Source organism: Alteromonas sp. MmMcT2-5 (genome assembly GCF_022348315.1).
Lineage (GTDB): Bacteria > Pseudomonadota > Gammaproteobacteria > Enterobacterales > Alteromonadaceae > Alteromonas > Alteromonas macleodii.
This window is the reverse complement of the sequence record NZ_JAKRFB010000019.1, coordinates 60,257-72,762: the sequence shown is the minus strand read 5'-3', so window position 1 is coordinate 72,762 and position 12,506 is coordinate 60,257. Positions and strand designations below refer to the sequence as shown.

At 46.5% G+C, this 12,506-nt stretch carries 9 protein-coding genes; 7 read left to right on the top strand and 2 right to left on the bottom strand.

Annotated elements, in window-relative coordinates; genetic code table 11:
• Nucleotides 1-547: 547 nt before the first annotated feature.
• Nucleotides 548-1,435, bottom strand: coding sequence for a TraB/GumN family protein (locus MHN09_RS10180; RefSeq protein ID WP_239240539.1), 888 nt, complete (start codon nucleotides 1,433-1,435; stop codon nucleotides 548-550).
• A gap of 402 nt (nucleotides 1,436-1,837) precedes the next feature.
• Here MHN09_RS10180 and MHN09_RS10175 point away from each other — a divergent pair, with 402 nt between their 5' ends.
• The 3 genes from MHN09_RS10175 to MHN09_RS10165 all read left to right on the top strand — a co-directional run bounded on the left by MHN09_RS10175 (nucleotide 1,838) and on the right by MHN09_RS10165 (nucleotide 6,050).
• Nucleotides 1,838-2,803: an alpha/beta hydrolase fold domain-containing protein gene (locus MHN09_RS10175; RefSeq protein ID WP_239240536.1), complete on the top strand. Its 966-nt coding sequence runs from the start codon at nucleotides 1,838-1,840 to the stop codon at nucleotides 2,801-2,803.
• Between the two features lie 261 nt (nucleotides 2,804-3,064).
• Nucleotides 3,065-5,278 (top strand): TonB-dependent siderophore receptor, encoded by a 2,214-nt coding sequence (locus MHN09_RS10170; RefSeq protein ID WP_239240533.1) that lies wholly within the window; start codon nucleotides 3,065-3,067, stop codon nucleotides 5,276-5,278.
• 91 nt (nucleotides 5,279-5,369) lie between these two features.
• Nucleotides 5,370-6,050: a Fe2+-dependent dioxygenase gene (locus tag MHN09_RS10165; protein ID WP_014951030.1), complete on the top strand. Its 681-nt coding sequence runs from the start codon at nucleotides 5,370-5,372 to the stop codon at nucleotides 6,048-6,050.
• A gap of 56 nt (nucleotides 6,051-6,106) precedes the next feature.
• Here the strand turns inward: MHN09_RS10165 and MHN09_RS10160 are convergent, their stop codons facing one another.
• Complete coding sequence (locus MHN09_RS10160) at nucleotides 6,107-7,204, bottom strand: alpha-hydroxy acid oxidase (RefSeq protein ID WP_239240530.1); 1,098 nt, start codon at nucleotides 7,202-7,204, stop codon at nucleotides 6,107-6,109.
• A gap of 372 nt (nucleotides 7,205-7,576) precedes the next feature.
• Between MHN09_RS10160 and MHN09_RS10155 the strand changes: the two genes are divergently transcribed.
• The 4 genes from MHN09_RS10155 to MHN09_RS10140 all read left to right on the top strand — a co-directional run bounded on the left by MHN09_RS10155 (nucleotide 7,577) and on the right by MHN09_RS10140 (nucleotide 12,505).
• Nucleotides 7,577-9,868, top strand: a complete 2,292-nt coding sequence (locus MHN09_RS10155) for a FepA family TonB-dependent siderophore receptor (RefSeq protein WP_239240527.1) — start codon at nucleotides 7,577-7,579, stop codon at nucleotides 9,866-9,868.
• A 101-nt stretch (nucleotides 9,869-9,969) separates the two neighbouring features.
• Entirely contained in the window at nucleotides 9,970-10,746 is a 777-nt protein-coding gene (locus MHN09_RS10150; RefSeq protein WP_239240524.1) for a DUF3450 family protein, read from the top strand.
• The gene (locus MHN09_RS10145) at nucleotides 10,743-12,119 is read left to right on the top strand and encodes a MotA/TolQ/ExbB proton channel family protein (protein ID WP_239240521.1); all 1,377 of its coding nucleotides are present in this window, start codon (nucleotides 10,743-10,745) and stop codon (nucleotides 12,117-12,119) included. The genes MHN09_RS10150 and MHN09_RS10145 overlap by 4 nt, the downstream gene beginning before the upstream one ends.
• Nucleotides 12,119-12,505 (top strand): MotA/TolQ/ExbB proton channel family protein, encoded by a 387-nt coding sequence (locus tag MHN09_RS10140; RefSeq protein WP_239240518.1) that lies wholly within the window; start codon nucleotides 12,119-12,121, stop codon nucleotides 12,503-12,505. Before MHN09_RS10145 ends, MHN09_RS10140 begins: the two co-directional genes overlap by 1 nt.
• Nucleotide 12,506: the final 1 nt, after the last annotated feature.

Sequence of the window (12,506 nt, the reverse complement as noted above, 5' to 3'; positions counted from 1 at the left end):
GCGAGAACGCAGCTTCCCCCGAACAGTTAAGAAGAGACCACAGCGATACAGCAGAAAGAAAAATGCCGCTCACCTTAAGTGAACGGCATTAGCACTTAGGTGCGCTTTTTTTATGCCTGCGATTTAGTTCGTTATTGTTGTGCCCTCTGAAACACGCCGTAAACCCATCCATGGGGGCTCCGACACCGCGTCCCTACGGTGTAGGGTTTCAGAGGGCACAACAATCACTCCCTTCTCGAAGCATATCAAAACATTTGAGGGGAAGAAGAAGTAACACGCCGTGGACCCATCCGTGCTTTTGTATTAGCGGCTTCGCAGCTTCATCCATGCAGCTGAGAGTTCTAGATTGAATAAGCGCCACCCCTTTGGCATCTATAAAGCTTGGTGAGAGGGGAACACGCTGTAAAGCCATCCTTGCTTTTATGTAAGAGCTCCGATACCGCATCACTGCGTTGTCAGGTTTAGAGAGCGATTTCCCTCTGTAATAGACATAAAAAAGCTAGGACTATGCCTAGCTTTGATATTTAGGTCGGTAGCAACAAGGGGGTTACATTTGCTCGACTTTGTAGCCTTTCGCTTTTAATAAGGCGATAACACTGTCATCGCCAACTAGGTGGCCAGCACCGACTAAGACAAATTCTTGGTCATCATCGCCAAACATGGCTTCGATTTGAGGTAGCCAGTTTTGGTTGCGCTTAGTAAAAACATCGTCGTACGAAGCGGGAGACTCACGTTTGAATGTGTCTACCACCAGTTCATCGATTTTCTGAGTATTCCCTTCTCTCCATGCTTTAATGGTGCTCTTAAGCATGCCTTTTAGCTCTGGTAGCGTTTCCAAAGTTTCAGAAATGAGGCGGTCTTCTTCACCGGCTCCCATATTGGCAAGCATACTGATTTGAAAATCTAACGATTCCAGATATTCACTGGCTTTTCCGTCGCGAGCAGCTAACTGCATGAAGTAGGCATCTACACCTTGTCCAGCTAACTGAGAGCGTTGTGCTTCCATAGCTACCAGCATTGATGCAACCATGCCAGGCTTAAATTGCGCTAACTGATCGGCTGTTGCGCCAAAGTTGGCTAAATAAACATTGAGAGCCTGATAGGTCTCTTCTGATACATCATCTTTAAGCGACTTACCGTCTTTGTAAGCAAGCCCAGCCATCATTTTTTGCTGACCTTCAATATCCGTTGGGGCAGGCATTTTTACTTCAAAAACTAATGTGTCACTTTTTTCATAGGTTTCAGTGAACGTAGCGGGCAATGGAAATTCAGAGATTGGTAGAATATGTATTGTACCACCTACATAAACCGCATCATCGCCTTTCGACACTTTCCAAACTGAGGTCTGGTCGTGCTCTACATTTCCTGCAAAGGCTGTTGCCGAAATAGCGAAACTTGCCGCCATTGCCCATTTACGAAGGGGTATTCTTTTCATTGTATATATCCTTATTAATTATTCTACCAAGATGTCTTAGAGTGTATTGGCTACATGCAGCTTAATTCTTCCTGTCTGCCCCCAAAACACGCTGCGCTCGACTAGTATTTCCAATCATATCAGATGCACAACCAAGTAAGGACTGATCTTCAATACAGATTTTATTACTCTTTGTTGTTTCACCTTGATGTAGAACCAATATACCTGTGGTAACACGCCGCGGTCGCGAACATTTTAACTCTCGCTGAAAGGGTAATTATCTGTGCAGACTGGTATAAACTATATGTTGAAGCTTCGGGCGAGTTAATACGTTACGCTATGCACTCCATATTCGGTGTAGGCTGGTAGGATTCATACATTCTTGGCACCAACTCGCTGCTATTAACTTTAACACTGCAAATAATGTCAAAACCTAACGAACCAAAAACACAGACCGTTAGTGATGCTCTTAAGCATGCTACCGAAAAATTTCCGACGACACCTATCGCAGAGGTTAAGGCAACGGTACCTCAAGATGCTGCTAGTTGGCGGGACCTCGTGCAGCAACGAAATGCGCAGCAAAAGAAAAAAATAAAGAACATGCGTAAACAATTAGGTGTCAGTGTGGAATTACTGGAAATAGCCGGCGTAACAGTTCGTAAGCTCACACCGAAAGAGGTGTCACCGCATTTTGAAAACCATGTTTATATAGACGTGCATGGGGGCGCCTATGTATTTTTTGGTGGCTTACCGAGTATTGAAGAAGGGTTATTGATTGCATCACGGTTAGGAATAACCGTATTGAGTGTAGATTACGCTATGCCGCCACATGCCCCAGCACCTGCCGCGCTTTGTGATTTAAAAGCTGTATACCTAGCGCTTTTAGATAGCGTTGACAGTCGTCGCATACTCGTTGGAGGGACATCCGCAGGCGCCGGGCTGGTTCTTGCACTTGTACAGTCACTGGCCGCCGAGAGTATAAGCCTTCCTTGCGCTATCTATACAGGCACACCATGGGTAGACTTAACGCAGGCAGGGGATAGTCGACAAGTTAATGAAGGTGCTGATCGTGTGCTGGTTACCTACGAAGGGCTACTACAATCTGCGGCAGCGCTTTACGCTGGAACTATCGACTTATCACACCCTAGTGTTTCGCCTATTTATGGTGACTTTACTTCGTTTCCGCCTGTTTTCATCGTGGCAGGAACACGCGATCTATTTTTAAGCGATGCAGTCCGTCTGCATAGAAAAATTCGCGATTTCAACGGTTCGAGTCAACTTGAGATTGTGGAAGGACTGTCCCATGCGGAATACCTCATCGCCCATGAAACTCCAGAGTCTTATATGACTTATGATGAACTAAGGGCATTTTTCTTACAGCATCTCTAGCTCAATTCTACAAAACCATACTGTTACAAAACACCTTCAGCCAATGAAAAAGAAAGCCATATGAGCGTGTGCTTATTCTTAATCAACCCGTGTTTTATCAGTTCTGACTGTCAGTTTAGTGTAAATTTGTAAAAGCATATGCAAATAATAATAATTTGCATTAAGTTTAATCTCTCTGTATTTTACTCGGTGCCAAAATTCAACTCGGTACATTTAGGCATTTAATCACACACTTAAAAGCACTAAAGGGACTTCTTTTTCATGAAGAAAATGAATACAAAAAAAAGCGCACTAGCGCTGACAGTCACCGCAGCAATACCATTTGGAACTGCACTCGCTCAACAAGAGAATACCGCAGTTCAAGAGTTAGAAACCACTAAGGTTCAAGCTACCGAAGAAGCGGGTTATAAAGTTAACGAAACCTCTTCAGTAAAGCTAACGCAACCCATCGCGAATACCCCTCGTTCGATCAACGTGATTTCAGAACGCCTTCTTGAAGATCAGGGGATTACCAACTTAAACGATGCGCTTCGAAACGTTGCAGGCGTATCAACGTTTGGTGGTGGTGAAGGTGGTGGCGGTGTCGTGTCTGCCAGCGACAAGGTCACCATTCGTGGTTTTGATGCACGCTCAAATATCTATGTAGACGGTATTCGCGATATAGCCGGTTACAGCCGCGATACCTTCAACTACGAAGCTGTAGAAGTTATCAAGGGCGGAAGCGGCTCGTTAGACGGACGCTCTACCGGTGGTGGTAGCGTTAACCTGGCAACTAAACGTGCGCGACTTGAGGATTTTGGTGCAGTGTCAGGTCGCTATGACTCCTTCGAAAACGCACGTGTAACACTGGATTACAATAAGAAGCTTTCTGAGAATGTTGCCGGCCGTTTAAACCTGTTATACAGCGATGGCGGTGACTTCTTTGACAATGGCGTTGAGGAATACCAAACCACTGGTGCGGCGGGCTCATTACTTTATAAAGTGAATGAAGCAACAGACATAAACCTTGATGTATTTGTGATGGAGCAGGATAACGTTCCGGTGCTTGGTCTTCCCTTCCTAACTTCAGCGGCTGCAGAAGCTACAGGTCAGCCCGAAGGACCGATAGATTCGAGTTTATGGGACGAATATTACAGTGTTCCGGGCCGTGACTTCGAAGAAGTGTCGACACAAATGTACACCTTAGTTATCAATCACAAAGTAAACGACGTGGTAACGCTTCGTAGCCAAACCCGTTTTGGTAGCAACGAAAAAGAGTCAGTAATTGGTCGTCCGTGGTGGAATTCAGGTGAAGAGGCTAACCTATTGAATGCTGAGCGCTTGCAAGCATTGGACGAAGAGACTGATTTATTTGTATCACAACTAGACGCAATTCTTTCACTTGAATCAGGGGCTTTGAAGCATCGAGTTGTGCTGGGTGCAGAAGTAGCAGAAGAAGAGCGTACCAGTTTTGGTGTGACAGCAAATTACACCTATGTCGATGGGCAAGGCAATGTGTTGGAAGCTCCCACCATTAACCCGTTCGACTTGCAAAACAACGTGTTTGTAACAGGTGGCACAACGCGTAGCGGCAATGACACTTCGGGCGATGCGAGCACGGTAGCCTTATATCTTCTAGATACCATCAAAGTCGGTGAGCACCTTCAAGTAGACATTAACGCGCGTTATGACGATTTTGATATCTCCGGTTCTGCGTGTGGTCGACGTAGCGGTTGTTTCGATGGGCTCGACGCTCAAGACAGCTACTTTAGCTACGGTGCAGCGGTGAGCTATATGCCTACAGAGAACGGTAATATTTACCTAAGTCACAGTAATTCTAAGCAGCCGCCCGGCGTAGCGTTAGCGCTATCAACCAACGCCGCACAAAATGCGGTAAGGCCTGAAAATGCAGTAACCACTGAACTTGGTGTGAAATGGCAGTTCTTTAACGACCAGCTACTTGTTAGCGGTGCTGTGTTTGAAACTACGAAAGACGTGGTCGATTCACAAAATATTGAAGACGGTGTCACAGTGTATTCGCTAGCGGGTGAGCAAGAGTCTAAAGGCTATGAAGTCAGTGTTACAGGTATGCTAACGGACTCACTATCAATCTCTGCAAACTATGCGAGTTTAGATACTGAAGTTACCCAGGACACGACAGCGGATTCTATCGGTAACGGTCTACAAGCGTCGCCAGATGATACGGCTAACATTTGGGTTAACTATGCTGCAATGGATAACAAACTGAATGTGGGCGGTGGTATCTATTACAACTCTGGTGAAACCTACTGGCGCAGAAATACGGCTTATTTCACGGTCGATTCTTACACTACGCTTTTCCTAATGGCCTCTTATCAAGTGACAGAGGATCTAAAGCTTCAGTTAAACGTTGATAACTTAACAGATGAAGAGTACGTGGTAGATTACAGCGCTAAAGGGCACTTCCGTCCAGGGAACCCTCGAAGTGTAGCTGTCTTTGCTAACTATACTTTCTAATTGAGTATTCGTTATTATAAAACCAGTCTTAGGTAAAAAGACCTCTGGCTGGTTTTTTATATTTTACTCGCTTTGCCACAATGGGAACATCATGCTGGTTAGAATTGAGAACTTCCTTACCAAACAAGAAGTCACCGATGCGGTGTCGCTTCTTGAGAAAGCCGATTGGGTTGATGGCGCTGTAACAGCGGGGCATTTAGCGTTACATGCTAAGAAAAACCTGCAGTTGCCTGAAGATTCTCCCACGGCACGTCAGCTCGGAGATTTCATTTTGAGCTTGATGGGTCAGTCGCAGCATATTCTTGCAGCAGGATTACCAAACAAAATATACCCTCCCATGTTCAACTGCTATCAGAGTGAAGGAGAGTTTGGCGATCATATCGACAATACCATTAGGCGAGTGGCAGGAACTGCTGTAAAGGTTCGTACAGATATCTCAATGACGGTTTTTCTTAGTGAGCCCGAAGAATATGAAGGGGGAGAACTCGTAATCCAAGATACCTATGGAGAACAACGTGTAAAGTTCGCTGCGGGCGATATGGTGATGTATCCCTCGACCAGCTTACATAGAGTGACGCCAGTTACAAAAGGCCGTCGGCTCGCGTCCTTTTTTTGGATGCAAAGTTTAGTAAGAAGTGCTGAACAACGCCGTATTCTGTACGACTTAGATATGAGTATTCAGGCACTTAGCGCCGAGACGCCTAATAACGCTGAAATTGTCAGGCTTTCGGGTGTGTATCACAATCTGTTAAGACAGTGGAGTGAAACCTAAGCTTAAAGACCTGCAAGTAATGCGTGTTTGCGCGGTGAAATTTTCTAAGAAATTATCTAATCTGTGGGCCATAAACAGTGCTTATTTATTTCTTCTATGGAGCCTACGCCGCAAAGCGCCATTGTCATTTCAAGCTCGTCTCTCAACAATCGAATAGTGTGAGCAACACCTAATGCCCCCGCCGTGGCCAATCCGTACATCAGAGGCCGACCAATAAGCACGGCGTTAGCACCCAGTGCCATGAGCTTTACCACATCAGCGCCTCTGCGCACACCGCTGTCGGCCAGTACCATCATTTCATCACCAACCGTTTGGCGAATAATAGGAAGCATTTCTACCGGTGAAGGCACGCTGTCCAAAGCACGGCCGCCGTGATTCGACACTACAATACCCGCTACGCCAAGTTCCGCTGCTTTTTGAGCGTCCAGTGGATTAAGAATACCTTTCAACACAATGGGCAATGACGTGTGTTGCTGGATAAAAGCAATATCGTCCCATGTAGGAGCCTGTGCCATAAGCCCTTGAAATACCACGCTCTTGCCTTCTCCAGGGTGTACTAAGGGAGGAGGCGTATCTATATTGACCGCGCGCACATTTGGAGGGAGCGAAAATTCAGCTCTCTGCTCACGGTTTCGCAAGCCGTTAATTGGCGCATCGATGGTGATTACCAATGCTGAAAACTGAAAGTGCTCTGCTTTTTGTATGAGTTCTAGAGTTTGTGAACGGGTAGGTTGAACATAGAGTTGAAACCAGCGGGGGCTTTCCACCTGATTAGATATATCTTCAAAGGAGCAACTGGCTAACGTGCTCATTACCCACAAGCCGCCTTGAGCTTGTGTTGCCATCGCCGTCGCAATCTCACCATCGGGATGCGCTAGCACTTGATAAGCAACAGGCCCTGAAATTATAGGGTGATCAAACTGCTGCCCTAACAAGGTGGTTTTAGTTCCCCCCAGTTTGACATCTTTCAAAGCGCGGGGAAGTAGACACAGGTCGTCTAGTTTTTCTCGATTTCTTCGCATCGACAATTCATCTGCAGAGCCACCGGCAATATACGCCCACGATTGTGGAGTTAGTCGCTCCCGAGCCAGGTTCTCGTAATCAGACAGTGCTGCAAGGGTTTTAGGAATTGTATTTAGCTGTGTTTTAAGCATATTCGTCAGTTTTATGTAAAGAAAGTAAAAAGCCTTTCAATATTAATTAAATTGCAAATGATAATAATTGTCATTAAGATGCAGTGCGATTTGAGCACGATTAGCCACTTCTTGCAAATAAGAAGAGAAATAAAGCGATGAAAATTCCCTATGACAGACAGGGGATGCAAGTTTCTACGGATAGTCTCACTTTTGGGCATTCTTTCTTGGAATAACAATAATCACACCAATTGCCCTAACTCAAATAGTTAGTGCTTTGCTCATGTTTGGCGTTAGAGCCATTTATGAAGTTAAGCCGCGCGTAACAAGACACAACATTTTGAAATGGCGAGCCACTGGCTGGCCAACACTCAACACATTAAGGATTATCAAATGCCTGTAAATGGTAAGCGCATTATTTTGTTAGGAACCCTGTTTCCCATGTTGTCAGCGGGTGTGCTGGCGCAAAGCGAAGAGATAGAAACGCTCGACACCACCGTTGTGCAATCTGCGTCTGAAGAGCTGAAGCAAGCCCAAGGCGTGTCTATCATTACGGAAGAAGATTTCAAACGTCGTCCTGTCACTAACGATATCGCTGAAATTGTAAGAACCATGCCGGGTATCAACCTTACAGGTAACTCAAGCTCAGGACAGTATGGCAACAAACGTCAAATCGACATTCGCGGAATGGGTCCAGAAAATACGCTTATTTTAATTGACGGCAAGCCAGTGTTGTCGCGTAACTCTGTAAAAATGGGCCGTTCAGGCGAGCGAAACACACAGGGCGACAGCAACTGGGTTCCAGCTGAAGCGATTGAGAGCATTGAAGTTATTCGTGGTCCAGCAGCGGCTCGCTATGGCTCTGGCGCATCAGGTGGTGTTATCAATATTATCACTAAGTCTCCTGATGAAGCTTCTACCTCTATCACCGCTCAGACCGAGCTTTCTTCAAATAAATACGAAGGCGACAACCGTCGTTTTAACCTAGTAACAAGTGCGCCTTTATCTGAGCGTTTCTCTCACCGCACTATTGTTAACTACAACGAACAGGACGCTGACGACCCACGCGTAAATTTAGACGCAACAGACGTAACAACGGGCCGCGGCGGTACAGCAAAAGCGGTAGGTGCAGGACGTGAAGGTGTTGAAAACATCGACGTGCGTACTCTTGTTCGCTTCGACCAAGATGAAATTAATCGCTGGGACTTTGAAGCAGCCTATAGCCGCCAAGGCAACCGCTATGCCGGTGACAATGCATTTCAAGGCGTAAGCTACCCCGTTGACGAAAACGGCAACGTCATCATACCTGAGCCTGAAGACCTGGCAGAAACTGATGCTCAGAGCTTAATTGGTGAAGAAACACTAGTAATGCATCGTCGCACGTTCGGCGTAACACACAATGGTGAGTATGACTTCGGCGATTCATTTAGCTATATCCAATACGAAAGCACGTCTAACAGCCGTTTAGGTGAAGGCTCTGCAGGTGGTGGTGAAGGTCGCATTAATAGCCTTGAGATGACCACCATCAAATTAGAGAACATTACGGCAAAGACCGAGTGGAATGTGCCTTTAACGTTAGGCGGCTTCAATCAAACCGCTACGTTTGGTGCGGAATACCGCAAAGAGACCCTAGACGATTCAGTTAGCAATCAGCTTTCTCTGAATGTGGTTGATGACGGCACTATTCCTGGTGTAGAGACTGACCCAGAAAATCGTCCATCTGAAACCGACGCCACGCTTGTAGGTGTGTATGTTGAAGACAACATCATGCTAACTGATTCAATCACGCTTACGCCTGGACTACGTTTTGATGATCACAGCAAAGCGGGTACAAACCTTAGCCCGAGCTTGAATGCATCATGGCAGGCGTCGCCTAATATTGTGGTTCAAGGTGGTATTAGCCGTGCTTTTAAAGCGCCAAACCTTTATCAATTAAACCCTAACTACGTGTACTACACCCGAGGTAATGGTTGCCCAGTTGACTTCTCTAACCTAGGTGGCGGGTGTCACATTCTAGGAAACCCTGACCTAGAGCACGAAACCTCAGTAAACAAAGAAATTGGTGTTAACTACACCAACGAAGAGGGCTTGAACGCGGGTATTACTTACTTCCACAACGACTATAAAGACAAAATTGGCACCGGTAATGTACCGCCAGAGTATGTGTTACCTGGCGAAGAAGGTGGCGAGGCCAACGTTCAGGTATTCCAGTGGTTTAACGTTCCTGAAGCGGTTATTTCTGGCCTTGAAGGTAACTTGTTGTTCCCTGTAACCAGCACTATTGAGTGGTCGACCAACTTTACCGTGATGCTTGAGTCAGAAGATAAATCTACTGGCCAGCCATTATCTATCGTTCCTGACTACACAGTGAACTCGCTAATAAGCTGGCAAGCCACCGATGCACTTGAGCTTGTGCTTAGCGCTCAACACTATGGTGAGACAGAAAGCCCTACGGCCAGCGTTAATTCGGGCGCCGTTATCGAAGCTGATGATCGCGAAGCCTATACCATCACCAACATTAACGCCATTTACGCGTTCGACGAAAACTTAAGCTTCAACGTGTCGGTTAAGAACTTGTTTAACGAAAGCGTTAAGCGTGAAGGTACACAAGCATCTAACGCAGGGGCGAATACTTTCAATGAACCAGAAAGAAGCTTCTTGTTGTTTGCTACTTACCAGTTCTAATACTTAGCAAGCAGTAACAAGACATCAAAATGCCGGCCTCGATAGCGATATCGACGTGCCGGCAATCTCATTAATTCAGCTAAGAGATGTAAGGGATTTGAATGAAAGTTAAAAGAAGTGCAGCGCTTTCTTTTGTACTGGTATCACTTGCCGTGGCTTCATCAGGTATTGTGATGGCAGCAACAAAAGCCAGCGATATCGACGGGCTCACTGAAAAGTGGATTAGCATTGAGCGCCAGACGCAAAAGCTAGAAAACGAGTGGCGTGAATCAGAGCCTGCATTGCGTCAGCGTATTCAACTGCTTAAAGCTGAACGTACTCAGCTGCAGAGTATGATTGACGAAAGTAAGGCTGCAACCACCGACGTAGAAGCCCAGCGAGAAGCACTGCTTTCTGAGCAAAGTGAGCTTGAAGCACAACAGGGTGGGGTAGAGCGTGCATTGACTGGAGTAATAGGGCAAGTAGACAGCCTTTACTCGTCGCTGCCTGAAATTATTCGCCAGACGTGGGATAAAGAGCAAGCCGAATTAGCGGCTGACGCCGACACGTCAAATAAGCTTCAGGTCACCCTTGCAAAACTTTCATCCCTTGCGCAATTCAATAGCAAACTTCTGGTCAACGAAACCGCAATGCGTGCTCCCGATGACAAAGATGTATTAGTTAAGCAGTTCTTTGTTGGCAGCAGCTATGCGTGGTTTACCAACGCTGATGGTCAATATCAGGGGGCCGGTCATGTTAAAAATGGCGAGTGGCAGTGGCAATTTAGTGACAATGTCGATAGCGAATCGGTAGCGCTTGCCGTCGCTATTTTTGAGAAAAAGCATGAACCTGACTTTGTTTCTTTACCACTTACGCTGGCCAAAGGAGAAGGCGAATGAAATGCTTATCTCACGTCCTCACAGCATTTAATCCAATGTTGAGATCCTCTCTCATCGCAGCATGTGTTGCTTTGTGCGCAGCTGTGGTTTGTGTACCGGCAGTGGCAGCGCCTGAAGATAGCATGCTGGCCAATATTAAAGACGCGAAAGCGCGTCTGGAGCGCACCGAAAGCAAAATTAGTAAAGAGCGGGTAGCGCTGGCTAATGAATTGCGTGCGCTTGAACAGCAGGTAATGAAACTGCGTAATGAAACCACGGTCGCCCGCCGTAAAATGGACGAAAGAACCCTTAGTCTTTCACAGTTAGAAAATCGCCTATCGAGCTGGAGCGAGCAACAAGAGTTCCAACAAAATTTGTTGAGCCGTTTCCTGCTTCAAACTGGTGTAGACAGTCTGTCATTAAGCGAAATGAGCTTGTCTGACAAAGTCCAGAAAGTGGGTGAAAAAGCGAAAGAGTTTGCCAATCAACAAACCCCTAATTTCAGTGCAGGAAAGGTTGTACTAGCGAATGGCGAAGTGACCCAAGCAAAAGTGCTTACTCTTGGCCCGGTGACGTGGTATCTGGCGCAAGCACAAAACGTTGCGGGTACGGCAGAGCGTAAGCAAGACCTGTTTACCTCTACGTCCACTTTTTCAGATACGGATACCGAAAGCCTTGCAAGCTTGGCAAGCAGCGGCAATGGCAGCATTAAAATAGATCCTACCCTTGGCCGCGCAGCAACGCGCGAGCAAGCGTCAGAAGGGGTAATTGAACATGTTGTGAAAGGCGGAGTGTGGGTGATCCCTATCGTTTTGTTTGCCCTTCTCGCTACGCTTATCGCACTGTTTAAAGTTATTCAGCTATGGCGCTTGCCGAAGGTTAAGCAAGTAGCATCAGGCAAAGCTCTGGTGAACATGGTGGGCAGTTCAGGTGTGGGCTTCTTTGATGGCATGCAGCGCGAGCTGTATGACATAACTAAGCGTGCAAGCACGCCAACTGAACGCGACGATGAACTGTTTTCTGCACTCCAGCAAGACAAAATCAAGCTTGAAAAATACAACGGCACCATTGCTGTAACTGCTGCCGTTGCACCCTTGCTAGGTCTTCTAGGTACGGTAAGCGGCATGATTGAAACCTTTAGAATGATGACGGCATTCGGTTCAAGCGACCCCGAAGTTATTTCTGGCGGGATCGCTAAAGCCTTGGTTACGACAGAGTTAGGCTTAGTTGTGGCCATACCGGCATTAATTCTAAATGCCGTACTCTCTCGCAAAGCGCGACATTACTACGAAGAGCTCGAAAGTTTCGCGCTTGTACTTAGCAATGACGAGCCTGACGTTGCTGAGAAAAGCGACCAAAAGAGTGATGGTCAAAAGCAAGCGAGCGCAAGCTAATGATTGAACAGCTAGCGGGGAATGCATTGTGTTGGTTAATGCTGCTGGTGGCATGGTTTGCTTACCAGCAAATCTTTGTGTTGTTTACTACACGCAAAGAGATAGCCCAAGTACGTGATGGAGAGAAAGAGCTTACAAAGCGAGAAATGGTACCTGGCGTACTGGTTAGTGCTCTTCCCTTGATGGGCCTGCTAGGAACAATTGCAGGCCTACAAGTGAGTTTCACCGGAATGATGTCGTTAGGTGTCGATAGTCAAGTCGTCACTGGTGGCATTGCCGATGCACTTTTTACCACTCAGCTTGGCTTAACCTTGGCTATTCCTGGCTGGCTTTTGTTGATGTTTGTTAATGGTGCGGTAAAGCGCGCCGTAGCAAGGGAGGCGTAAA

Excerpts from the sequence above, each read along its gene's own strand:
- MHN09_RS10175 (WP_239240536.1), top strand. The coding sequence starts at position 1,838 with ATGTCAAAACCTAACGAACCAAAAACACAGACCGTTAGTGATGCTCTT.
- MHN09_RS10145 (WP_239240521.1), top strand. The coding sequence starts at position 10,743 with ATGAAATGCTTATCTCACGTCCTCACAGCATTTAATCCAATGTTGAGA.
- MHN09_RS10165 (WP_014951030.1), top strand. The coding sequence starts at position 5,370 with ATGCTGGTTAGAATTGAGAACTTCCTTACCAAACAAGAAGTCACCGAT.
- MHN09_RS10150 (WP_239240524.1), top strand. The coding sequence starts at position 9,970 with ATGAAAGTTAAAAGAAGTGCAGCGCTTTCTTTTGTACTGGTATCACTT.
- MHN09_RS10170 (WP_239240533.1), top strand. The coding sequence starts at position 3,065 with ATGAAGAAAATGAATACAAAAAAAAGCGCACTAGCGCTGACAGTCACC.
- MHN09_RS10180 (WP_239240539.1), bottom strand. The coding sequence starts at position 1,435 with ATGAAAAGAATACCCCTTCGTAAATGGGCAATGGCGGCAAGTTTCGCT.
- MHN09_RS10155 (WP_239240527.1), top strand. The coding sequence starts at position 7,577 with ATGCCTGTAAATGGTAAGCGCATTATTTTGTTAGGAACCCTGTTTCCC.
- MHN09_RS10160 (WP_239240530.1), bottom strand. The coding sequence starts at position 7,204 with ATGCTTAAAACACAGCTAAATACAATTCCTAAAACCCTTGCAGCACTG.
- MHN09_RS10140 (WP_239240518.1), top strand. The coding sequence starts at position 12,119 with ATGATTGAACAGCTAGCGGGGAATGCATTGTGTTGGTTAATGCTGCTG.